The organism is Hahella ganghwensis DSM 17046 (genome assembly GCF_000376785.1).
GTDB classification, from domain to species: Bacteria; Pseudomonadota; Gammaproteobacteria; order Pseudomonadales; family Oleiphilaceae; genus Hahella; species Hahella ganghwensis.
Genome location: NZ_AQXX01000131.1, coordinates 31,116 through 52,248 on the forward strand (window position 1 = coordinate 31,116; position 21,133 = coordinate 52,248).

At 48.8% G+C, this 21,133-nt stretch carries 21 protein-coding genes; 9 read left to right on the forward strand and 12 right to left on the reverse strand.

Translation table 11 applies throughout. The annotated features are described in order from the left end of the window. Nucleotides 1–139 precede the first annotated feature (139 nt). Nucleotides 140–517 (forward strand): hypothetical protein, encoded by a 378-nt coding sequence (locus F566_RS0121305; RefSeq protein ID WP_020409059.1) that lies wholly within the window; start codon nucleotides 140–142, stop codon nucleotides 515–517. A gap of 199 nt (nucleotides 518–716) precedes the next feature. Here F566_RS0121305 and F566_RS0121310 read toward each other — a convergent pair whose 3' ends face one another. The 3 genes from F566_RS0121310 to F566_RS0121320 form a co-directional block, all read right to left on the reverse strand. Continuing rightward, the gene (locus F566_RS0121310; RefSeq protein WP_020409060.1) at nucleotides 717–1,220 is read right to left on the reverse strand and encodes a P-loop NTPase family protein; all 504 of its coding nucleotides are present in this window, start codon (nucleotides 1,218–1,220) and stop codon (nucleotides 717–719) included. A gap of 94 nt (nucleotides 1,221–1,314) precedes the next feature. Next, nucleotides 1,315–1,557: a hypothetical protein gene (locus F566_RS0121315; protein ID WP_020409061.1), complete on the reverse strand. Its 243-nt coding sequence runs from the start codon at nucleotides 1,555–1,557 to the stop codon at nucleotides 1,315–1,317. Continuing rightward, on the reverse strand, nucleotides 1,554–1,889 hold the full coding sequence (locus F566_RS0121320) for a hypothetical protein (protein WP_020409062.1): 336 nt from the start codon (nucleotides 1,887–1,889) through the stop codon (nucleotides 1,554–1,556). The genes F566_RS0121315 and F566_RS0121320 overlap by 4 nt, the downstream gene beginning before the upstream one ends. Before the next feature lie 618 nt (nucleotides 1,890–2,507). Between F566_RS0121320 and F566_RS0121330 the strand changes: the two genes are divergently transcribed. Then, nucleotides 2,508–2,744, forward strand: a complete 237-nt coding sequence (locus tag F566_RS0121330; RefSeq protein WP_020409064.1) for a hypothetical protein — start codon at nucleotides 2,508–2,510, stop codon at nucleotides 2,742–2,744. A gap of 44 nt (nucleotides 2,745–2,788) precedes the next feature. Here the strand turns inward: F566_RS0121330 and acnA are convergent, their stop codons facing one another. After that, nucleotides 2,789–5,524 carry an aconitate hydratase AcnA gene (gene acnA / locus F566_RS0121335; protein ID WP_020409065.1) on the reverse strand — a complete coding sequence of 912 codons (2,736 nt, stop codon included), beginning with the start codon at nucleotides 5,522–5,524 and terminating at the stop codon, nucleotides 2,789–2,791. Between the two features lie 326 nt (nucleotides 5,525–5,850). On the opposite strand from acnA, the gene F566_RS33695 reads away from it, so the two are divergent. Further along, nucleotides 5,851–6,243, forward strand: a complete 393-nt coding sequence (locus F566_RS33695; protein ID WP_020409066.1) for a MerR family transcriptional regulator — start codon at nucleotides 5,851–5,853, stop codon at nucleotides 6,241–6,243. A 57-nt stretch (nucleotides 6,244–6,300) separates the two neighbouring features. After that, complete coding sequence (locus tag F566_RS35720) at nucleotides 6,301–7,182, forward strand: sterol desaturase family protein (RefSeq protein WP_020409067.1); 882 nt, start codon at nucleotides 6,301–6,303, stop codon at nucleotides 7,180–7,182. Between the two features lie 31 nt (nucleotides 7,183–7,213). Here the strand turns inward: F566_RS35720 and F566_RS0121350 are convergent, their stop codons facing one another. Continuing rightward, complete coding sequence (locus tag F566_RS0121350; protein WP_020409068.1) at nucleotides 7,214–8,092, reverse strand: AraC family transcriptional regulator; 879 nt, start codon at nucleotides 8,090–8,092, stop codon at nucleotides 7,214–7,216. A 241-nt stretch (nucleotides 8,093–8,333) separates the two neighbouring features. On the opposite strand from F566_RS0121350, the gene F566_RS0121355 reads away from it, so the two are divergent. Continuing rightward, a complete protein-coding gene (locus F566_RS0121355; protein WP_020409069.1) occupies nucleotides 8,334–9,389 on the forward strand; it encodes an NAD(P)-dependent alcohol dehydrogenase in 1,056 nt (351 codons plus the stop codon). A gap of 178 nt (nucleotides 9,390–9,567) precedes the next feature. Here F566_RS0121355 and exaC read toward each other — a convergent pair whose 3' ends face one another. Continuing rightward, nucleotides 9,568–11,088, reverse strand: coding sequence for an acetaldehyde dehydrogenase ExaC (gene exaC, locus F566_RS0121360; RefSeq protein ID WP_020409070.1), 1,521 nt, complete (start codon nucleotides 11,086–11,088; stop codon nucleotides 9,568–9,570). A 301-nt stretch (nucleotides 11,089–11,389) separates the two neighbouring features. Here exaC and F566_RS0121365 point away from each other — a divergent pair, with 301 nt between their 5' ends. Continuing rightward, nucleotides 11,390–12,292: a helix-turn-helix domain-containing protein gene (locus tag F566_RS0121365; protein ID WP_020409071.1), complete on the forward strand. Its 903-nt coding sequence runs from the start codon at nucleotides 11,390–11,392 to the stop codon at nucleotides 12,290–12,292. 48 nt (nucleotides 12,293–12,340) lie between these two features. Here F566_RS0121365 and F566_RS0121370 read toward each other — a convergent pair whose 3' ends face one another. The 5 genes from F566_RS0121370 to F566_RS0121390 form a co-directional block, all read right to left on the reverse strand. Next, nucleotides 12,341–13,369, reverse strand: a complete 1,029-nt coding sequence (locus F566_RS0121370) for a putative solute-binding protein (RefSeq protein ID WP_020409072.1) — start codon at nucleotides 13,367–13,369, stop codon at nucleotides 12,341–12,343. A 262-nt stretch (nucleotides 13,370–13,631) separates the two neighbouring features. Next, nucleotides 13,632–14,456 (reverse strand): pseudouridine synthase, encoded by an 825-nt coding sequence (locus F566_RS0121375; RefSeq protein WP_020409073.1) that lies wholly within the window; start codon nucleotides 14,454–14,456, stop codon nucleotides 13,632–13,634. Beyond that, nucleotides 14,456–14,980: a DUF4234 domain-containing protein gene (locus F566_RS0121380; RefSeq protein WP_020409074.1), complete on the reverse strand. Its 525-nt coding sequence runs from the start codon at nucleotides 14,978–14,980 to the stop codon at nucleotides 14,456–14,458. Before F566_RS0121380 ends, F566_RS0121375 begins: the two co-directional genes overlap by 1 nt. Nucleotides 14,981–15,163: 183 nt before the next feature. Further along, nucleotides 15,164–16,030 carry a hypothetical protein gene (locus F566_RS37000; RefSeq protein WP_020409075.1) on the reverse strand — a complete coding sequence of 289 codons (867 nt, stop codon included), beginning with the start codon at nucleotides 16,028–16,030 and terminating at the stop codon, nucleotides 15,164–15,166. A 578-nt stretch (nucleotides 16,031–16,608) separates the two neighbouring features. Continuing rightward, nucleotides 16,609–17,100, reverse strand: a complete 492-nt coding sequence (locus tag F566_RS0121390) for a hotdog fold domain-containing protein (protein ID WP_020409076.1) — start codon at nucleotides 17,098–17,100, stop codon at nucleotides 16,609–16,611. Nucleotides 17,101–17,152: 52 nt separating this feature from the next. Here F566_RS0121390 and F566_RS0121395 point away from each other — a divergent pair, with 52 nt between their 5' ends. From F566_RS0121395 to F566_RS0121405, 3 genes are all read left to right on the forward strand, one after another. Continuing rightward, the gene (locus F566_RS0121395) at nucleotides 17,153–17,815 is read left to right on the forward strand and encodes a TetR/AcrR family transcriptional regulator (RefSeq protein WP_020409077.1); all 663 of its coding nucleotides are present in this window, start codon (nucleotides 17,153–17,155) and stop codon (nucleotides 17,813–17,815) included. A gap of 125 nt (nucleotides 17,816–17,940) precedes the next feature. Further along, nucleotides 17,941–19,242 carry a coiled-coil domain-containing protein gene (locus F566_RS33710; RefSeq protein ID WP_020409078.1) on the forward strand — a complete coding sequence of 434 codons (1,302 nt, stop codon included), beginning with the start codon at nucleotides 17,941–17,943 and terminating at the stop codon, nucleotides 19,240–19,242. Between the two features lie 223 nt (nucleotides 19,243–19,465). Next, nucleotides 19,466–20,452, forward strand: a complete 987-nt coding sequence (locus F566_RS0121405) for an alpha/beta hydrolase (RefSeq protein ID WP_020409079.1) — start codon at nucleotides 19,466–19,468, stop codon at nucleotides 20,450–20,452. Between the two features lie 21 nt (nucleotides 20,453–20,473). Here the strand turns inward: F566_RS0121405 and F566_RS0121410 are convergent, their stop codons facing one another. Next, complete coding sequence (locus tag F566_RS0121410; protein WP_020409080.1) at nucleotides 20,474–20,923, reverse strand: hypothetical protein; 450 nt, start codon at nucleotides 20,921–20,923, stop codon at nucleotides 20,474–20,476. Nucleotides 20,924–21,133: the final 210 nt, after the last annotated feature.

Genomic DNA, 21,133 nt, shown 5'->3' on the forward strand with positions numbered 1-21,133 from the left:
TGGTGGATAGAGACAGAGAGATCAGATATAACACCTGACCAATTACACAGAAACTCGGATACTAGCAGGCTACCGAAGTTGGCAAATCAAGACACCCAACGATTTCCTGTAAAAATCCAAGTAAGGCGAGTTCAGCGAGATGGAAATAATTTATAAATTGCCCCTAATATCTATCAGTTTGCTAATGATGTCCTGCGCCTCCTTCCAGACGCCAGAGCAACAAGTTACAGACGTCTATGTCGAAGATTTTCAATCAGACGATATTGACGCCTGCCGACCATCCGATGTCGATTTAAGCCATCAGGAAGCAGAAGAATTCTTTTCGAGATCCGAGAAAGTGGAATATGAGGTGATACACGACCATTACAATGTTGCACCGTGCTACATAGAAGGCGTGCTCAAATTAGATGGACAAATCTGCGACTGGAAAATTCAGGCTTCTGCCATTGGAAGCATCCGTTGTGATGACGAAGTTAGCGACTTTGTCTGCGATTCCTGCGAGGATTTGTTTGATTAGGCTTGGCTACAAATCAAGGTGTCTGACTCTGCGAGTCTGACACCGCCTATCTGAGCTCAGGTTCGTACGGGACCAACGGGTCAGACTCGTAGAGTCAGACCCGGAATAGCGGCAAAGTTCAAGGGGTGAATTTGACATTAAGGCGTATGGGCTGTCTGAAACGCCAGTAGCTTGATAGGCTCTCTAAAGAACAACCAAACTACACGGTAAAACTATTCAATTCCCTCACTGAGGTGATTCTATAAATATTTTTCCCTTGCCCACGGGATTGAATTTTTTCAAACAACTCAGGCGTCCAAAACCTGGGAGACAGTCGCAGGAACTTCCAACTGGCCAGTGTGCCTTTTAATACTGAACTACCCTCAGGCCACCCTTCAGGCTTTGCAAATATGCTCTTGAGCAGCCTTTTGGTCACCCACCAGTAGTGCACAGGATATGGTAGATCAACATAGATCAGCGTATCTGCGGCATCAATGCGAGACCAAAACGACTCTAACGTACCAAGACCTTCGATAATCCAGCTATCTGCGTTAATTAGTGCGGCATGTTTTTTGGAATACTCTTCTGGCGAAATTCGTTCGCCATTTTTCTGGTACTCAATTAAATCTAACGCCCAGAGTTTGATGCCGGATTGGGCTGATAGCTTTCTGCTCAGGGTGGATTTTCCGCCTCCTGGTTTCCCAAATACTGCCACTTTTTTCATTTTGGGGTGAGTCCTTGTGTTTGGTATTGGTATCAAATAGCCGTAGGTATTCAACAACGGGTCAGACTCGCAGAGTCAGACCCTTTTCCTTAATCTAGCGATCCCGCTGTTTTATGGAAATTGACTGAACCTCTCGAAGATCTACAGATTGCTTTTCAGCTTTCTGAAAGGTGTATAAAAGATTATCGTAAAATAAGAGGTCTTCTTGTATATCCAATCTCTCATCATCATCCAGTTCTCCTGAATCGACATCAGACTTCAGCAGACCAATGTAGCCCTCCAGGGCTGCTCTGATATAAGATATTTCTTTATATGTCAGGTCTCTATTTTTGCTCATAATACAATGCTCATTTGGCTGCCAATTTCCGCTAACTTTTCTTTAAATGAAGCCATAGGCATATCGTATTCCGGTTGGAGAGCATCATGGAAGTGTCCGTGCTGATCAGGGTGAACATCTTTCGCAATAATAATTCCGGACGGAATTTCTGCAGATTTAGGCAAGAAAAACCAGCAATCGTTAACCCCCATCTTAAGCTTTGGGCTCATAGCATCAAATAACGAGACACCTCCAGATTTCCCAAGAACAAAGAGCTCACGCCCTTCCGAGTAGGTTATAATCTCATTTCGCTTGCTGACAAGCGCCTTTGTCCGTCTATTGACACTGGTCATGGGCCTATCATCTTCATGATGTCGGATTCTAGTTATGCGAGGATTATCCTTATTCCCATCCTTTTAGGTAGATTACTGATTTAGCGGTCTTGATTTGCTCCCTATAAACAGATTCGGCTTGAGATTTGGTTAAAGTGGTATCCAAGATGGCCATATTACCTCCTTTGTACTAGTGCTGCATTGAGACAACCATTTTGCCTAACGGAGAAAATAAGGACCAAATCGACTTTGGTCAATCACTAAAAGTGTATAGGCTTTGCTTAACATTAACTGTAAGGCCTATGTTAATCCATAACCCCTAAATACTAACCCTTATAGAATGATACAAAGTGATCTCATAAGGTTTCAGGGAAGCTCGCAGGCATATTGGAAAACAGAGTAGCATGGTGTGCTGGCACACCAGATAAAAATGGCAATTATGTAGTAGCCATTCTCTACAAAAATGGTTTGGGAACGATCTCGACTGATAGATTCCAGGTGGGAAGGGGCTGGTCTTCCGATGACAACATTATTGCCTACATTCCTTTTAGAGATGTACTTAATGCGGCAAGGATCGAATGGCCAGAAGAACTAACGCCTGATTCCAAAAACTCCAACGAAACTCTCTAGCCACAACACATGAAAAAATTCCTCCACGGGCTAATTGAATTTCTCCTTGGCGGAGTCGCCAGTGGGGCAATCATTTATGCTCTGGCAGTGCTGCTGGGAAAAATCCTGCTTATCATTGCCGATGGACCTGTATTTCAGGGAGAAGATGAGTTCTCGCGGAACTTTCTCATCTTCTCTGTGATGTTTCTTATCGCTGTTCTCGTCGGCTCTATTGTCGGTTGCCGATGGGCGCTTCGGCGGTGGTAGGCTCCGTCGAGAAACAACTCGACGGAATCCAGCACCTCGGTCCCTTATTCTGCCAGTTCCCTCAACACATAATGCAGAATGCCGCCATGGCGGTAGTAGTCCCATTCGACGGCGGTATCAATTCTGACCTGCACGTCAAATTCGGTTTCCTGACCATCTTCACGGGTAGCGGTGACTTTGAGGGTTTCCGGTTCGCCCTCCAGGGCTTGGATGTCGAATGTTTCATCACCTTTCAGGACAAGGGATTCGGCGGTATCGCCGTTGAGGAACTGCAGAGGGAGTACGCCAAAGCCGACAAGATTGGAGCGGTGTATACGTTCAAAGCTCTCCGCAATGACCGCCTTGACGCCAAGAAGATTGGTTCCTTTTGCGGCCCAGTCTCGGGATGAGCCGGTGCCATATTCCTTACCTGCCAGCACAATCAGAGGGATGCTATCTTTCTGATACTGCATGGAGGCTTCGTAGATGGACATTTGCTTTCCTTCTGGAAAGTGCCGGGTCCAGCCGCCTTCAGTGCCCGGCGCCAGACGATTATGCAAACGTACATTGGCAAAGGTTCCCCGCATCATGACTTCATGATTCCCCCGCCGTGAGCCATAGCTGTTGAAGTCTTCGGGGGCTACACCCTGTTCCTGAAGATACTGGCCCGCAGGGCTGTCCGGTTTGATGGCACCGGCAGGTGAAATATGGTCGGTGGTAATGGAATCTCCGACCATTACCAGACAACGGGCTTTTTTGATTGTGGGGACCTCATCGACATCCATGGACATACCATCGAAGAAGGGAGGTTTCTTCACATAAGAGGATTCCGGCCAGGAATAGATCTTATCCTCGGGTACCGGCAGTTTTTTCCAGTCCTCGGTACCGGCAAAAACATCTTCGTATTTCTCTTGAAACAAGCCTGAGGACACTGCTCCGGTCACGCAATCCGCCACTTCTTTTCGGGTGGGCCAGACATCCTTCAGAAAGACTTCATTACCATCTGAACCAATCCCCAGCGGTTCCGATACCAGATCCACTAACATGGAACCAGCCAGAGCATAGGCAACTACCAATGGCGGTGAAGCCAGATAATTAGTTGGAACGTCCTGATGAATCCGGCCTTCAAAATTACGATTACCAGACAGTACCGATGACACTTTCAGATCACCGGCCCGGATCGCATTCTGTATCGACGAATGTAAGGGGCCAGAGTTACCGATGCAGGTCGTGCAACCAAAGCCGACAATATTGAATCCAAGTGCTTCCAGGTCACCCAGCACATCAGCTTTTTCCAGATAGGCAGGCACGACCTGAGACCCCGGAGCCAGAGAGGTTTTCACCCAAGGTTTTACAGTCAGCCCCAACGCCCTCGCCTTTTTTGCGACCAGTCCGGCGGCCATCAACACAGTAGGGTTGGAAGTGTTGGTGCAACTGGTAATCGCGGCTATCACGACGGCGCCGTGACGCAACAAATGACGCTCGCCATCCAGTTCAAATGCCACCGCACCCTGTTCATGGAGGTTGACGTTATCTACTGCCGATTGACCGCCCTCGCCTTCAAATCTTTGCTGGTCTTCGACCCGTTGGCTGGCAATAACACATTGCTCCTGCTCCAGCAGATGACTGAATTCGGCCTTGGCTTCTTTCAGCGCGATCCGATCCTGAGGACGTTTGGGACCGGCAATACTGGGCTCCACAGTGCTCAGATCAAGCTCCAGCGTGTCTGTATACTCGGCTTCAGGACTGCCGGTCTCTCGCCATAATCCCTGTGCTTTGGCATAGGCTTCCACTCGAGCCAGTATTTCATTGGATCGACCCGAAAGCTCCAGATACCGCATGGTTTCCTTATCAATCGGAAAGATGCCGCAGGTCGCTCCATATTCCGGTGACATGTTGGCAATGGTCGCCCGATCCGCTAACGGCAGCGTATCCAGACCATCCCCGTAGAATTCGACAAATTTGCCCACGACCCCTTTGGCGCGCAACATCTGGGTCACTGTCAGCACCAGATCTGTCGCGGTCGAACCTTCCGGAAGTTCACCGGTAAACTTAAACCCGACAACCTGTGGGATCAGCATCGTGATCGGCTGACCAAGCATGGCGGCTTCCGCCTCAATACCGCCAACCCCCCATCCCAGAACACCCAGCCCATTGATCATGGTGGTATGGGAATCCGTACCGACCAGGGTATCCGGCAACAGCCATTGCTCGCCGTCACGCTTTTCAGTCATGACCACCTCGGCGAGATATTCCAGGTTGACCTGATGCACGATACCGGTGCCCGGTGGCACGACCCGGAAGTTGGAAAAGGCCTTTTGCCCCCAGCGCAGAAATTGATAACGCTCACCGTTGCGCTCAAATTCCTTTTCGGTATTCAGCTTCAACGAATCCGGACGCCCATAAAAATCCACCATCACCGAGTGATCGATCACCAGGTCTACCTGGCTGCGGGGATTAATCAGCGAAGGGTCAGCCCTTAGTTGCGACATGGCACCTCGCATGGCGGCAAGATCAACCACTGCCGGCACACCGGTAAAGTCCTGCAGGACAACTCTGGCAGGCGTAAATCCCACCTGATAGGAAGGCTCTTCCTCCGGCTGCCACTGACATAGCGCTTCGATATCTTTGGCAGAGACGTTTAACCCGTCTTCTTTCCGAAGCAGGTTTTCCAGTAGAATTTTCAGGGAGTACGGCAGCCTGTTGAGGTCAAACCGGGAAGAAAGGTTCTGAAGATTATGAAAGTGGTAGGACTGATTCCCCACTGTCAGTGTATCCCGGGTGTTGAAGCTGTTGCTCATGTTTCCTCCCTTCCGATTCAAAAAATCGGGATGATCCCATTAACAGATCCTGCAGTTTGGTGATTGTTGTTATTTGCCTTGGTTATTTATTGGCATAACCAATTTATATTTACGCAATCAACTACAAAATATTCCAGTATCTCTTCAAAATAACAGGAGAAAAGGAAAAATCTCAACCTTCGCAACAGTTCATTATTCCTGATTGCCAGGAGACAGGTTTGCCAAAATACCGTTTTCCTAATATACCGGTTTATTCAGGTGAAGATTTATTCGAAATAGATTTGTTTGGAATAGCTTTATTTAATTTAGAGAGTAAGGCATTAACGATGTATATCGGCAAGGTTTCCCAACTGACGGGAGCTTCCCCCAAAGCAATCCGGCACTATGAAAACCTGGGCCTGTTGCCCGGAACAAAGCGTAGAGGCAGTTATCGGGTATATGGGAATCAGGAAGTACAAATGATTCGTTTGATTCGCCAGGCTCAGACGCTGGGATTCAAACTATCCGAAATGTCCGCTGTCATGAATCATAATTCGGCCATCCCTTCCTGGCAGCAAATCAAATGCATCATTGACGCAAAAATCCAACAGGTGGAAGAGGAAATCCTGCAACTGCAGATGCGCCGGCAACAACTGCTGAAGTACGCCGATGACATTGATTCCTGCCTGCAGAATGATCCCGAATGCGCTTCCTATCCTGATCCGACCTACCGCTCTTGACTCTGCCATTAGGGGCAAGGTTTATCCTGTGGCAAAAGCCAACGACAGGAGAAACCTATGCAGGCACTGCTTTACAAGACCTTACTTCCACTCAGTGTCATCCTGAGTCTGTCGACATTCTTATGGGCGAGACAGACAGGCGGTCACCTGGAAATGATGGTGTTCATTTCGGGGATTCTTACCTTCGTTTTGGCTCTGATACTGGAAGCTGTATATCGATTACCTCAAATAACTGAACCGGTAGCAGACAAAGAGCGTGTGACGGACTGGATCAGTCTGGCAGTGATTCTGGGAGTTATGGAGCCATTATTGAAAGCAACCATGCCGCTTATGGTCATCGGCGCCGGTGCTGTACTGCTGCCTGACAGTTTATTGTCGTTGTTTCCGGATCATGTGCACTTCGGCTGGCAGGTTCTGATCACACTCCTCACTGCGGAGCTGCTGTTTTACTGGGTTCACCGCCTGCACCACACTATACCGACACTTTGGTGGCTACATGCGCTGCATCACAACCCCACTCAGGTCAATACGGTTAACGGATTCCGCCTGCATCCATTCAATCATCTGATTAATTCGATGATGGGAATCTTCCCGTTATTGCTGATAGGTATCCCTCACGAAGTACTGTTGGCATACGCGGCCATCACCCAGCCGATTATAATACTGCAGCATGCTGACCTGCCTCTGCAGCATGGCTTGCTGAATCACTTGTTCAGCACCAATCAGGTTCACCGCTGGCACCATTCCAACCGACAAGAAGAAGGCAACAGCAATTACGGCAGAAGCCTTATTATCTTCGATAAGCTCTTTGGTACCTTTTACCTGCCGAACCAGCAAAAACCAGAGGCCTACGGTCTGTTTAGTTTAAGCCGCTACCCATCCGGACAAAGTTACTGGAAACAGGTCATGTCTATCTTCAGACCTGACTGCTGCCAGTGACAGCTATTGATCCGCTCGCGGGGAAAGTTCGTCAGGCGACTTCCCCGCGTTTTTCATAGGTTGGGCTGATACCAAAGTAACGTTTGTAATCCCGGCTGAACTGATTGACGCTTTTATACCCCACTGCGCTTGCTGTCTGGGTGACATTCAGCTCGTTTTGGTTGAGTAGCAATTGGGCTTTGATCAGACGCAGACGTTTAAGATATTGCAACGGGGAAGCCCGGGTCACCTGTTTAAAGTGTTGATGAAAAGTCGACACACTCATGTTGGCTTGACGCGCCAGTTGATCCACACTGATCTCATCGGCAAGCTCAGAACGCATCTGGTTCAACACCCGGACAATTCTTGAATAGTTCCCCTGATTGTGTACCAGAGCCCGCATGGCCTTTCCCTGTTCGCCCAGCAACGCCTCATAAATCACTTCCCGCACCCGTCCTTCACCCATCAGTTTCGCGGTCTGTGGATCATGCAGCGCTCTCAGCAAACGCATCACCGCTTCGCGCATACTTTTCGTCATCGCAACGGAATCCATGGGCTTGGGGCAGCTTTGCTCATCTTGCGGATACTGCTGCCCACCAGTTTCCATTACCAATTCCGCAAGCACCGGCGCATCGAGAGTAACGGCAATACCAAAGAGTGGATTCTCCTCGGAGGCATAGGTTTCACATTCAAACGGAAGCGGCAAGGTTTGCACCAGATAGTGACCGGAGTTATAGGGGATGACCCGATCTCCCAGAAACCCTACTTTGCTGCCCTGAGCAATAATACAGATGCTTGGCTCATACATAATCGGTGTTCGGGGTTTTGGTTGCCGGGAAGAGAATAGGCACACCGATGGGACCAACGTTTTGTAGAATCCGTCAACTTGTGCCAAAGGCTCAATCAGTTCAAGCATTTCCGGACAGTTCATAATCAGGCTCCGTATCCTTTATTACCAGGGGCATTACAGCATAGCCACATTATGCCTGCCAGCGCTCAGCATCCCTAGCCTCCTTCTCTGATCTCGTAGAAATTGGCAAAAACTCCGGAGATTTGTGAATGGCACAAATCACAGAATCAAGCACAATAAATCTGTCTCCGGGTTTATTGACGTAACCCCCTATCGTTACTCAACCCCGCCAATTCATATTCATAAAAGGATGATACAGACCATGACAACAGCAAAAGCTTACGCGGCCCAATCCGCCACTTCCGGCATGGCACCATTCAGTCTGGAGCGGCGCCAGCTCAGACCAGATGATGTGGCAATAGAAATCGATTATTGCGGTGTCTGCCACACAGATATCCATTTTGCGGAGAATGACTGGGGGTTCACCATTTACCCGGTTGTTCCCGGTCATGAAATTATCGGGCACGTTGCCCGCGTCGGAGACAAAGTCACAAAATTCAAGGAAGGAGATATCGTCGGGGTCGGCTGCATGGTGGACTCATGCCACACCTGCTCCGCTTGTAAGTCCGGTCTGGAACAGTATTGCCTGGAAGGCATGGTGGCGACCTACAACGGACAGGATCGTGTGGACCAGAGCGTCACCTACGGCGGCTACTCGGACAGCATTGTGGTAAAGGAGGAATTTGTCCTCTCCATTCCTGAAAAACTGAATGCCGCGACCGCCGCGCCCATTCTATGCGCCGGTATCACAACTTATTCACCGTTAAAACATTATGGTGTTAAAGCCGGCGACAAGGTTGGTATTCTCGGTATGGGCGGTCTGGGTCACATGGGCGTCAAATTTGCCAAGGCACTGGGAGCGGAAGTAACAATATTCACCCGTTCGGAAAGCAAAGTGGCCGAAGCCAAAAAACAGGGAGCGGATCATGTCATCATCTCCACCGACCCCGACCAGATGGCAGCAGCGGCAGATTCCTTCGACCTGTTGCTCGATACCATTCCGGTGCAACACGATCTCAATCCCTACCTGGCCTGCCTGAAATACGATGGCAAACATATTCTGGTTGGGTTACTGCAGCCGGTAGAGCCCGCTTTACAGGCAGGAGAGCTGGTCATGAAGCGCAGAGTTCTGGCCGGCTCGTTGATCGGCGGTATTCCCGAAACCCAAGAAGTGTTGGATTTCTGCGCTGAACACAACATTAGCTGCGATGTGGAAATGCTGGATATCCGCCACATTAATGAAGCCTATGAACGGATGAAGAAAGGTGATGTGAAGTATCGCTTCGTGATCGATATGGCGACACTGAAAGGTCGCTGAGAGGTCAGAATGATTCTTACTGACAACCAGTCTGAAAGATAAATCAGAAACGAAAAAAGGGGCGCCAAAGCGCCCCAACTTACAGGCTACCGTCTAATCGTAGAGACTTTGAATTTTGGATTCTTTGCTTCTGCGATTCTATTTCTCAAATGACGAGAACCATCGCCCAGAAGCGATCCTAGAAAAAGCCCAGCGGATTGGTATCATAACTTACCAGCAGGTTCTTGGTTTGCTGGTAGTGTTCCAACGCCACCTTGTGAGTTTCACGTCCGACGCCGGATTTTTTATAGCCGCCAAATGCGGCATGAGCTGGATAATGATGGTAACAGTTGGTCCATACCCGACCTGCTTTGATACCCCGCCCCATGCGATAGGCAAGATTGATATCCCGGGTCCAGACACCAGCTCCCAAGCCATATTCCGTGGCATTCGCAATTTCCAGCGCTTCCTCAGGCGTCTTGAAGGTTGTCACGCCCACAACCGGCCCGAATATTTCTTCCTGGAAGACACGCATGGTGTTATTGCCTTTTAACAAGGTCGGCTGAATGTAGAAGCCATTCTCAAAACCCGCTCCCAATGATTCGATTTCGCCGCCTGTGAGCACTTCAACGCCTTCCTGCTTGCCGATCTCAATGTAGCTGAGGATCTTGTCAAACTGTTCCTGTGAAGCCTGAGCGCCAACCTGGGTGTCCGTATCCAGAGGGTTCCCGCGTTTAATTGCACGAGTACGCTCCAGCACTCGCTGCATAAAGTCGTCGTAGATATCTTCCTGGACCAATGCCCGGGAGGGACAGGTGCAGACTTCTCCCTGGTTGAAGAAGGCCAACACCAAACCTTCCACACATTTGCTGACGAATTCGTCTTCCTGCTTGATGATGTCATTGAAGTACAGGTTCGGCGATTTACCGCCAAGCTCCACCGTGGAAGGAATAATATTGTCGGCAGCACACTTGAGGATATGTGAACCGACTGGCGTTGAACCGGTAAAGGCAATTTTGGCGATACGCTTACTGGTGGCCAGTGCCTGACCGGCTTCTTCGCCAAATCCGTTGACAATATTGATCACGCCGGCAGGAATCAGGTCCTTGATCAGATCCATCAGAACCAGTATGGATGCGGGAGTCTGTTCTGCCGGCTTCAGCACCACACAGTTGCCCGCCGCCAATGCCGGAGCCAGTTTCCAGGCAGCCATCAGAATGGGAAAATTCCAGGGGATGATTTGCCCCACCACTCCCAAAGGTTCATGAATATGGTATGAAACCGTGTTGGCATCCAGCTCTCCCACACTACCTTCCTGAGCCCGGATACAGCCGGCAAAGTAGCGGAAGTGATCCACTGACAGAGGGATATCGGCCGCCAGCGTTTCCCGAACGGCTTTGCCATTATCCCAGGTTTCCGCCACGGCCAGGGCTTCCAGATTCTGTTCGATACGGTCTGCAATCTTCAGCAGGATATTGGAACGTTCAGTGACAGAGGTGCAGCCCCAGGCGTCAGCGGCCTTGTGAGCAGCATCCAGCGCCAGATCAATATCCTCGGCACTGGAACGGGGAACTTCGCAGAATGTTCCTCCGTTAACGGGAGAGGCATTCTCAAAATAGCGACCCAGTACCGGAGCGACCCACTCACCGCCGATGAAGTTTTCATAGCGGGATTTGAATGACACAACGGCACCGTCTTGTCCGGGTTGAGCATAGATCATGGTCAGTTCCTCATATTGTTGTTATTGGCATGTTGTTTCTGTTTATCTATCTAGTTTCTGTTTATCTATCTAAATACTAGGTTTCGGAACCCCTGAATGCGCCAACACAAATAGAGAGGATTAAACGAAGGCAGATCCCGGTTCCGAGTTCTTCCCACGGTATACTTGCAGACAAAAGATGGCTGCTCTGCCAGTACATATCACTTGACTGAGAGTCCATATCGCCGCAATCTGCCTGTAGTTCTTCTAAAAACTCTCTCTGAAAAATAAATACAAAAACAGGTATCGTGGAGGTGGCAACATGATGAGCACCCGTCGAGAACCCCGTGAACTGGTTGAAAACCGGGTTTCGTTTGCTGGTCCGAATTCAGAACTCAGCGTCTATGACACTTACCTTCCGGCGCAGGATGTCAATCTAGCTGCCGACGAGCTGCTTTATTGCGGTATGATCACCGGGAAAAAAATTCTTCATGGCGCCGGCGATTACACTGCCGAATTCCTCCCTCAGGAATCCTTCGTTATGGCACCGGGAGAAGAAATCCAGATCGACTTTCCTGAAGCAACCATGGAACACCCCACCTCCTGCCTGACCATTGAGATCTCCAGAAACCGAATGGATCAGGTCTGTTCCCATATGAACAAAGTCTCCCCTCTGCACCGGGATTTTGAGGAATGGCGTTATCGTCCTGAGACAGTCTTCCACACTGCTCATACTCCTGCGACTCAGGCACTGCTGGAAAGACTTGTTCACACGTTTACGGAAGAGCAAATGGACAGGGATCTGCTGATTGATTTCGGCATCAGCGAACTGATTGTGCGCATGCTTCGCCATCAAACCCGAGACTTTCTGCTGAGTGCCTGTGCAACCACGCCAGATGCCAATGGTTTAAGTGCTGCAATACACCACATACGCTCAGAGCTCGAGCAACCTCTGGATATTGATCAATTATGCAAGATGGCCTGTATGAGCCGCAGCCGCTTCTTCAGCGAGTTTAAAAAACATCTGGGAAGCACACCTGTAGAGTTCCAACATCAATTACGCATGCAGATTGCGCGGGAAAGATTAGCCCGGGGTGAACCAGTCACCCGAGTCTGTTTTGATGTAGGGTACTGTAACCTGAGTCACTTCAGCAGACGCTTTCAACGCCAGTACGGAGAAAGCCCGAAACAATTGCAGCTAAGACTGCTTTCGAAAATCGCCTGAACAGACCGTCTTTCCAGGAGGCCAGTTCAGACGATCAGATATATCCCACTACTCCAGGCTAGTGACACATTCCCCGGCAGTCGGCTCATGATGGCAGCGGACTTTTTTCATCAGTTTCAGTGCTCTAGCATCATATAGCCCATCGTTCATAAGGCTGATGCGTGAATCCCGCATGAATTCGTCATACTGATCCTGTTTTTCCGCCGGAATGCTCACCCAATATTGCTGTGGAATCGCCGCTTCCGCTGTTTGCACCATATTTACCATTTCATCAAACCGGCTTTGAACGTAGCGCCGCATTTCCTGACCGAAACCTTCTGGAAATTGCTCCCAGGCAATCAGAATCTGCATGGAGGTGTGCAGCAAAGGATAAGTCAGAATACCTCCCTCTTCGCCTACGCCCTTGTATAACTCCAGAGTTTCATAGGCTACTGCCGGTGCAAAGATAATATCGACACCACCATTGTTAAAGTATCCGGCAAAATTACTCAGACTCGCGCCCACGACAGAACCGCCAACCCTGCGCACCATATTCACAGCGACCGGATCATTATCCAGAACTGCCATCTTCTTACCCTGAAATTTTTCAATGTTATCGATGGCACGATCACGCACAAAAATGAATACTGATCCCACCGGAATAATTCCAGCGACTTCATAACGCCCTTCCCGCATTAGCTTTGCAGCTTTGGGAGCTGACAGAGTGGAAAGTACTGTTTTCAATTCTCTCTGGCCGGGTATCGCGCCCACCGCACCAAGCGTTCCGGTAAAAGAATTGAATTGGCGGGCGGTCACTTCGGTGACCAATACCGCGTCACATTTCCCGGCTTTGAAGTCATTCGCTGCAATTTTGTCATCCGTGTAGGCTTCAAGTTCCAGATTGACGCCCCAGGCCAGTGATTTGGGCTTGGCATCATTCATCATGGTAACAACCGGTCCCCCGGCCCCAACAGGGTCCCACACACAGAAGTGCCGGGATGGAATTTCAGCAGAAGCACCTGCAGGGATCAAAAAGGAGAACAGTGCCAGCACCAGGACTGACAATAAGGGAGGTAACAGACGGTTCGGCCTGTACATGAGCGTATCCTTTGAGGTTATTTATTATCAGGTGGCCCAGACGGTATACGACCAAACGATCTTAGGGCCACACAATCTTATGTGATCGTATTCTTTTAGGATCATATTGTGCCAAAAGCGTCTGTAGGAAAACGTGACCTGTACCACCCCGTTTTTATTTACTTCCGGGTCGGCAAAAGCTTGTTTTCATGGGTCAGCGATACCCCCAGGGGACTAACCAGATCATTTCTAGTTGGGTCGTAACGATGAGCTGAGCGAAAGACTAGGTGAGCAGATCAGAACACAGATCCGTGATCTGTGGATCAATGAGGCGGGAATCGACTTTCGAAACCACATCCAGCCAATCCAGATGAGTCAGAACCCGATAAAAATCACCACTGAACGGTGCACTGATGGATAACACTTCCTGACTCAGCGGATGGGTCAGCGTCAGATTACAGGCATGCAACAACAATCGACGATTACCGAATTTTTCCGCAAACAACTGGTTATGACGCCCTTTACCGTAAGTGGTGTCACCGACAATCGGATGAGAAAAAGATTTGCAGTGACGCCTGATCTGGTGACGCCGCCCCTCTTCGAGGGTAAATTCTGCCAATGAATAACGGGATGTGGGGTACCGATCCACAGTGTAAGGCAATTCACAGGTCGCAAGACGACGGTATCTCGTGGTGGCACTCTGAGCTTCCTTGTCAGGATTCACCATCTTGTCACCGTACTTATCCCAGGGCTCTTTGAGCGGTTTGTCGTAGACCCCACTTTCTTCAATAATCCCCCGGACAACACCGATGTAGCGTTTGGAAGCCGTCGCCCAATTAGTAGAAACGGTTTTTGCCAGCTCGCTGCTCAGAGCAAAGCAGAGAACACCTGAGGTCGGCTTATCCAATCGATGCACCGGATAGACATAACAACCTATCTGGTCCCGTAACATCTGGATGGCAAAACGGGTTTCATGGCGATCAATTTCACTGCGATGAACCAGTAACCCGGAAGGTTTATCAATCACCACGAGCGCCTCATCCCGATACAGAATTCTCAGCCCGGAATCAGTTCCTTCACCATCAGTGATGAATTCTTGCCCCTCCATTAAAGCTCCCGGGTGTATCGGCGTACAACCTGATCGGTTTCACCATCAATCATCTGATTGATTTTGTACTGCACATAAAATGCATTGAATAAAAACGTCAGTAGCGCGTTACACCAGTAGCGATGCCCTCGGGTGACTCCCATCACAAGATGTAGACGATTTCGGATCTTGAAGATCCAGACGAGGAAAAGAACCTGGCAGATGAGGGCAAATATATTAGTCACCATCAGGAGATCGCCGCGTTCAGGATTGGCCTGAAAATAGAAATACACGCCCACATACACAAAGAACGCTGACACCGCCAAGTTCATCAATCCCAAAGAAATCCCTGCAGTACCCAACTGCCTGTTCAGTATCTGAGATCGGGTAAACATCCAATACACAAAATACATGCTGAATGACAACATGGTTAAAGCAACAAAAAGAGCCACATTGAGTCGGGGAAAATCCGCAATACCTGGTGATTGATTCTGTGGATCTACCGGGGGAGTTTCCGGAGAAGGGGAAGGATCATTATTTTGCATAGAAACCAATATCAGTAGATAAACAACATCGGAATACTTTGGACGATACGCCCACAGCTGACCGAGAACAGCAGTTTAACGAAAAAAAACGCGGCGGCCTACTTGGCCGTCGCGTTTTATTAACGCCATAGATTTTTGCACAGACTGACGGCGTTTTACCGACAGCCTTCAGATTGCCATAGCCTAACTGGAAGTCGATGCCCCAGACGGCGCACCTGTATCTGCCGCAGTTGCTGTCGCCGCCGGCTCAGCCGGTTTCTTAGCGGCGGTTTTTCTGGCAGCGGGTTTCCTGGCTGTGGTTTTCTTGGCAGCGGGTTTCCTGGCTGCCGGCTTCTTGGCGGCAGTGGTTTTCGCTGCTGGTTTTGCTGCGGTGGAAGAAGCCTTCTTCGCCGTTGAAGACTTGGCGGCAGTAGTTTTCCTGGCAGCGGGTTTCTTAGCGGCAGGTTTCTTGGCGGCAGTGGTTTTAGCCGCTGTAGACTTCGCTGCAGTAGATTTGGCTGCAGTCGTTTTTTTGGCTGCTGGTTTCTTGGCGGTAGTTTTTGCTGCCGTTTTTCTTGCTGTGGTTTTTGCCGGTGCTTTCTTGGCAGCTGCGGTTTTGGTCGCAGGCTTTTTAGCCGTGGTTTTGGCCGCTGTTTTCCTGGCAGTGGTGGTTTTTTTGGCAGCTGTTGATGTCTTCGCCGCCGTGGTTCTTTTTGCAGCCGGTTTTCTGGCGGTTGTGGCCTTGGTTGCGGTCGCTTTCGTTGCTGTTGCCTTCGTACCAGGCATCACCGCATCAAGCATTTGCTTCTGAAAATCCAAAACTGCGCCAAAGCGTTTTTCAACGTCCTGTTGCCATTTCTGCATGTTTTGAAGTTGTTTCTGCTGCAGCTCTTCCATGCGCTTGAAGATTTTCTGCATTGACTCTTCCACCTGAAGTTCTGCTTCAGCTTTGGAGATCCACTGATTAACCTGTTTGTTGAGTTTATCCTGAGTACTTCGCATTTCGGCGATCACCTTATCGAAGATACTCTCGAATCCAAGTTTGCTTCTCTTACTTTTAGCGGTTGGCATAATTCCACCCCATTTTGTTCGCCCCTTCGATAGAAGTCACATAAGAAGTGATTCATCTTCCCTATTTAAATGTAACCCTTATCGTGAAATTGTCTAGATATTGAGCAGGAATATTTGTACTTAAGTGCTTGCCCCGTACCGCTTTTGGCCGATTTCTTCCAAAAATGTGACGATGTTTTTAGGCAGTAAAACCCGTATAACATCACCAAAGCAGGTTGATTAGCAGCAGATGAAAAGAGATTATCGACCGGCTACACCGGTCGAAATCGTTAAAATAAGAAGGGAGCATTCGATAACCGTTTCATGAAAGAAAAGTCGGTAGAGTTCTTAAAAAGCATTACTCTTCAATAGATTAAATCAATAAAGATAACGCCATAGTTAGCGGCAAATACACTGTTTCTTACCAACATTTCTCCAGAGGCTTCCACTGTAATCACACGCCATCACCCTTCATCAGTTTCAACAGCCCGAATACTGTAGCGACATATGACACTTCTACTTCCGCTATTTAAAACATTTTCACGGGCAATAAAATTATTTCCTTTTGCAGACAAAATTTATTGCCCCTTTAAAGCGATTCAAAGTCTTTTTTCACTTAACCACATATTGATATTCGCCCTGACAACAGACTCACCGTCTGTATTTTTTATGTCGACAATGACATGGCAATCGCCGGGCTGAAAATCAGTCTGACGCAGATCACAAATGCCGGTGAGGTCTGTCGTGGCCTTTTTCAGATATTCAATATTCATCCCTTTCGGAATCCATCGCAAATGAGTGGGCAAGCTCACTTCCATCGCGGTACCGGCACAAAGTTCAGCAAGGTTTCCCATCGCCAGAGCATGGACCGTCCCCAAATGGTTATGAACACCACGCCGGTTCCTGATTTTCCATACCACTTTTCCGGGTTTCAGAGTTTCAATGGCGGGTTTGATGGAGCTGAAGTACGGTGCTTTGAAGCATAAAGCTTTAGCAAATAAATACTGCCCCATAGGCCAGCGATTCATTCTGTTGTATAAACGGACCAATGGAGGAATAAAATCTTGTGAATAGACAGCTGCCTGTGACATGATGCAAAACCTCTAACGTTATTAGAATTTAATTCTAGAATATTATTCCATTATGCCAAAAACAAGTACTGATTCGAATATTCGCTCACTCCCTGCCGGAGAAAGCCTCCCGCCAAAAACCGCCAAACCAGTGCGGGCCAAAACACTCAAAAGAAAGGACCAAATTCTGGAAGCGGCCTTACGCTGCTTTACCGCTCATGGGATAGCAGCCACAACCATCGACTTGATTCGAAGCGAGTCAGGTGCCAGTGTCGGTAGCCTGTATCATCATTTTGGCAGTAAAGAAGCCATTGCTTCTGCCTTATATATGCAAGGCATGGAAGATCACTTCCTGCGTTTGCGCACGGCTCTGAATGACTGTCATTCTGCCGAACAGGGCGTGAAGGCGATTGTCAAAACCTACTGTGAATGGATCAGCGAGAATCCCGATTGGGCGCGATTTATTTTTGGCTCCCGGGGAGAGGCGCTTTCCGAAGAACAGGAACAGAAGTTACGCCAGGACAATAAGGCTCACTTCACTTATCTACAGGATTGGTTCCGCCCTTACCTGGATGCCGGTGAACTGAAGGACTATCCATTTTCCATCTACCACTCGTTGTTGGTAGGACCTGCACAGGACTATGCCAAACATTGGCTTTCCGGTCGCCAAAAGAAACCATTGAGGGATTACATTGAGCTTTTCTGTGAGGCCGCCTGGAAAACTTTGGCGCCCTGACCGGCATAACGGAAAACGATCGCACCGCATCCGCCCGAACCCGGGGAAGAATTCCGAAGATTGGCTACACTATTAATATCACTTGAGCTGATAAAATAACTAAAGCTGATCCAGGAGTTCATCGGATGCCCCCTTTCGACGATCGGAATGCTGACCGCCAGCAACGTGCTTTGGATATGCGAGAGCAATCCATCAAGCGCAAGGAACAGAATCTGACACGCCAGGAAGAGCAGTTTAAACAAAAACAGAAGTCCAACGACGAAAAACTTCAGCAGCTTAGGGAAAAAGAGCAGGATTTACGCAAACAGGAAACTGACCTGCAGCGTCAACAACGAGATATGGAAACTCGTTTGCGTGATTTGGAAAACCGCCAGTCAGTCCAACAGGCCGAGGCTGAAGCCCGCAAGAAAGGCCAGGGGTTTCATTTCACGCTGGTCGCCACTACGCTCTTTGTCATTGGGTTGGCAGCTTATTTTTACTACTCCACGAATCAACACCAGGAAAGTATCCGCAACGAGTTGGTCGACATGTTAGCCCAGGCTCGGAAGCTGTCAGATGCATTGGAAGACTCCAGCCAGAAAAACCAGCAACTCATTGAACAACTGGACACAAGTAAACAGCGTGTGACGGATACTGGTGAGGAACTACAACGCAGCCAACAACAGAACACGACTTTAAGTCAGTCTCTTGCCGACACCAAAAGTCAGTTGGACAAAGCCCTGACGTCACTCAATAACACACGTAGTGAGCTGGACCAATCAAAGCAAAAATTGGAAGAACAGACCGCCAGAATTGAAGAACTTTCAGCAAATCAGTCCAAACTAGAGCAGCAGATTAGTGATGGCAGCTCCGAGGCAGAAAGCCTTCGTATAAAACTGGAAGAGCAGAATGGCCAGCTCGAGTCTCTGACGCAAGAGGTCACCACACTCACCGCCGATCTTGAACAAAGTTATCAGACCGTCTCGGAACAGACTGAGACCATCAATCGCCAGACGACCACCATTGGTGAGCTGGAAAGTGCAAGAGAGGATCTGAACTCCATTATCTCAGCCCAGTCCGATGAGATAATGGATCTTAAGAAAAGCATGACCCTGGCCCAGGAAAAGCTGGTCGATATTGATGGGCTCAACAATCAGCTGACAGCCAGAGACGATCAGATTAAAGAGCTGAATTCAGATCTGTCCTCTACCCGGATTGAACTGAATGAGCTGAAAACCAGACTTTCAGAACTGGACCAGCAAAACAAATCCCTGAAAGATCAGTTAACCAGCAAGCAACGGGATATCGATCAGCAAAAACAGCAGGTGGATACCTTAAACCAGGAACTTGAAACCCTGAAACAACAGACTAGTGACAACCCTGCACCGGAGGCATCAGCCACAGATACTGCCCCTGCAGTCCTAGCTCCTAAAGTCGATCAAGGATGATCGGCTTTTTCTGCAACACATACTCTTCTAGAACACATGCTCTGCGCAATTTCATGACGGACAACAGTTTTCTGCATGAATGCCGAATAGATCAATCTTTCTGAGGGCAAATTAGGCTAGTCTACCCAAAAAAGCGCACACCAGATGCCGCAAAAAAATGATAGAACGGACCTGAAGCGGTTCCGGACAACAACCTCATAACAAATAAAATAGAGGCGTGGATATGCCTTCATCAAGTAATGTGTTCAGAGCTTTGCTTTTGACTGCCATGAGTACCACTTTGCTCGCATTCTCAAATCTCAGCTTGGCAGGCTCTTCCCCCATCGACCACAAAGTACTGAAACCCAGTGCAGCCCCTCTTGCAGAAGTGCAGTTTATCAGTGCATCAGACGGCGCCAGGTTGGCATTTCGTCTTTACCAGCCTCGTGATCCTCAGGGCGTACTACTGTTTTATCACAGCGCCGGCCTTCACAGCGCTATCGGGTACCCCAGCCTGGCCTACGAGCTTGCCCGAAATCACCGCATGGCTGTTTATATGGCAGATCTCAGGGGGCATGGCGAATCTTCCGGTGATCGTGGTGATTCTCCTTCCGTGGATATGTTCTGGGAAGACATTGACACCATGCTGGAATATCTCCATTTTGAACACCACGATTTACCCATTTATCTTGGTGGACACGCGACTGGTGCAGCACTCGTTCTTAACTACATTAGCGAAAATCCCAAAGTACCGGTCGATGGTATGGTGTTCCTGTCTCCCAATTTTGGTAATGACGCCAATCTGAACCGCAGAACAGATCCCGCATTTATGGAAGGGGACGCGACCACCGGGATATACAACAAGGCGACATTTGGCCTCGCCTGCAAGCATTGTGTGGCCCTGTCTCTGAATTATCCCCACTCTTTGAAGGTCAACTATCCCGGAGTGGTCACTGAACTAAGCCAGACGACTCTGCAGGCCATGACACCAGAAAATACAGCTCTACAGATCCGGAAAATTCGTAAACCTTTTGTGGTCTTTACCGGATCTAAGGATGAGTTGGTACAGGGAGGCCGCACCAAAATGTTTATCAAAAGAAATGGCCGCGATCCCTGGTTACAGAAGAACGAATTACTGAAGAACGAAACGCACTTATCGATTCTGCTGAATGCGGCGTCTCATGTAGGTAACTGGCTGAACGGCCATAGTCAACAACTGGCACAGAACTGAATGACATCTGACGGAGCAAGCTTAACGTAAGGACCAGTATCCCATTGCGCTCACCAGTACCAATGCCGGTGAGTGCAACTCTCTCGGCTGGGTCACAAAGTATTCAGATACGGTATTCATGGTATCGTACATCAGCACCTGTTGCTCCATGGACAAAGGCATGACAGCCGCCTGACTGAATTCAATATTCCTTGCGCAGCTCTGGTAGCGCCCGCTGTAGGACTGACCACATTGATCCAGATGCAGTGTGGCTTCACGCAGACTGCCGTTGATATCAACAGAGAACAGCACTTTGTCAGAATCGATCAGACTGCTTTGAAAACGGATTTTATTACCATCTACCAGATAACTGCCGGTAAAGGCCTCTGCCGTATCCTGATCCACCGAAAATCGTTCCTTGGCAAATGCCTCATAAGATAAAAGAATTGCCAGTAATATTGCGATGATGATCATCCAACGTTGCTCTTTCACGTAGCCCTCTCTTTCAACTTCCAGGATCTATTTGCACTTAGAAGCTCTTTCTGCACTTCCAGGGCTTGATACCAGGACATTGCGGTTCATTCATCAATCCCGCAATTCATGGAACTGCCAACATTGAAACACAAGTTTAATACAAACGTTTCAAACATGTGTTTTAATTTATGTAAAAGAACGTTAAACAGCCGGCCGAATATGAATCAG

What these genes read in the sequence shown, in the direction of transcription:
- F566_RS0121355 (WP_020409069.1), top strand. Translation starts at nt 8,334, where the DNA reads ATGACAACAGCAAAAGCTTACGCGGCCCAATCCGCCACTTCCGGCATG.
- F566_RS0121395 (WP_020409077.1), top strand. Translation starts at nt 17,153, where the DNA reads ATGCCAAAAACAAGTACTGATTCGAATATTCGCTCACTCCCTGCCGGA.
- F566_RS0121320 (WP_020409062.1), bottom strand. Translation starts at nt 1,889, where the DNA reads ATGACCAGTGTCAATAGACGGACAAAGGCGCTTGTCAGCAAGCGAAAT.
- F566_RS0121380 (WP_020409074.1), bottom strand. Translation starts at nt 14,980, where the DNA reads ATGCAAAATAATGATCCTTCCCCTTCTCCGGAAACTCCCCCGGTAGAT.
- F566_RS35720 (WP_020409067.1), top strand. Translation starts at nt 6,301, where the DNA reads ATGCAGGCACTGCTTTACAAGACCTTACTTCCACTCAGTGTCATCCTG.
- F566_RS0121390 (WP_020409076.1), bottom strand. Translation starts at nt 17,100, where the DNA reads ATGTCACAGGCAGCTGTCTATTCACAAGATTTTATTCCTCCATTGGTC.
- F566_RS0121370 (WP_020409072.1), bottom strand. Translation starts at nt 13,369, where the DNA reads ATGTACAGGCCGAACCGTCTGTTACCTCCCTTATTGTCAGTCCTGGTG.
- F566_RS0121375 (WP_020409073.1), bottom strand. Translation starts at nt 14,456, where the DNA reads ATGGAGGGGCAAGAATTCATCACTGATGGTGAAGGAACTGATTCCGGG.
- F566_RS0121305 (WP_020409059.1), top strand. Translation starts at nt 140, where the DNA reads ATGGAAATAATTTATAAATTGCCCCTAATATCTATCAGTTTGCTAATG.
- F566_RS33695 (WP_020409066.1), top strand. Translation starts at nt 5,851, where the DNA reads ATGTATATCGGCAAGGTTTCCCAACTGACGGGAGCTTCCCCCAAAGCA.
- F566_RS0121315 (WP_020409061.1), bottom strand. Translation starts at nt 1,557, where the DNA reads ATGAGCAAAAATAGAGACCTGACATATAAAGAAATATCTTATATCAGA.
- exaC (WP_020409070.1), bottom strand. Translation starts at nt 11,088, where the DNA reads ATGATCTATGCTCAACCCGGACAAGACGGTGCCGTTGTGTCATTCAAA.
- F566_RS33710 (WP_020409078.1), top strand. Translation starts at nt 17,941, where the DNA reads ATGCCCCCTTTCGACGATCGGAATGCTGACCGCCAGCAACGTGCTTTG.
- F566_RS0121350 (WP_020409068.1), bottom strand. Translation starts at nt 8,092, where the DNA reads ATGAACTGTCCGGAAATGCTTGAACTGATTGAGCCTTTGGCACAAGTT.
- acnA (WP_020409065.1), bottom strand. Translation starts at nt 5,524, where the DNA reads ATGAGCAACAGCTTCAACACCCGGGATACACTGACAGTGGGGAATCAG.
- F566_RS0121365 (WP_020409071.1), top strand. Translation starts at nt 11,390, where the DNA reads ATGATGAGCACCCGTCGAGAACCCCGTGAACTGGTTGAAAACCGGGTT.
- F566_RS0121310 (WP_020409060.1), bottom strand. Translation starts at nt 1,220, where the DNA reads ATGAAAAAAGTGGCAGTATTTGGGAAACCAGGAGGCGGAAAATCCACC.
- F566_RS0121330 (WP_020409064.1), top strand. Translation starts at nt 2,508, where the DNA reads ATGAAAAAATTCCTCCACGGGCTAATTGAATTTCTCCTTGGCGGAGTC.
- F566_RS37000 (WP_020409075.1), bottom strand. Translation starts at nt 16,030, where the DNA reads ATGCCAACCGCTAAAAGTAAGAGAAGCAAACTTGGATTCGAGAGTATC.
- F566_RS0121405 (WP_020409079.1), top strand. Translation starts at nt 19,466, where the DNA reads ATGCCTTCATCAAGTAATGTGTTCAGAGCTTTGCTTTTGACTGCCATG.